General features: G+C 67.9%; 1 protein-coding gene. It reads left to right on the top strand.

Annotated features, from left to right (window positions below; all coding sequences use genetic code 11):
- Positions 1–424 (top strand): transposase (locus I8N67_RS42010; RefSeq protein ID WP_200309682.1); only part of this gene is annotated, 424 nt, incomplete at both ends.

Below are 424 nucleotides of genomic sequence, written 5' to 3'. Positions count from 1 at the left end.
CGTGCAGCGCTGCGTCGTTCACCTGATCCGGCAGAGCCTGCGCTACGCCTCACGGCGGGACTGGCCCGAGGTCGCCGCCGACCTCAAGCCCGTCTACACCGCCGTCAACGAGGCCCAGGCCCGCGAGCGGCTCGACGAGTTCGACGCCAAGTGGGGCCACAAGTACGGCAGTATCGCCACCGTCTGGCAGCGCGCCTGGAGCGAGTTCGTACCCTTCCTGGCCTTCCCCGACTCCATCCGCGAGGTCGTCTACACGACCAACAGCATCGAGTCCCTCAACGCCCGCTACCGCCGCGCGGCCACCGCCTGCGGACACTTCCCCAACGAACAGGCAGCGCTCAAGAGGATCTACCTGGCCACCCTCGCCCTCGACCCCTCCGGACGCGGACGCAAGCGCTGGAACAACAAGTGGAAGGCAGCATTG

It is taken from the genome of Streptomyces adelaidensis (assembly GCF_016598475.1).
Taxonomy (GTDB): domain Bacteria; phylum Actinomycetota; class Actinomycetes; order Streptomycetales; family Streptomycetaceae; genus Streptomyces; species Streptomyces adelaidensis.
This window is presented reverse-complemented; position numbering and strand designations above follow the sequence as displayed.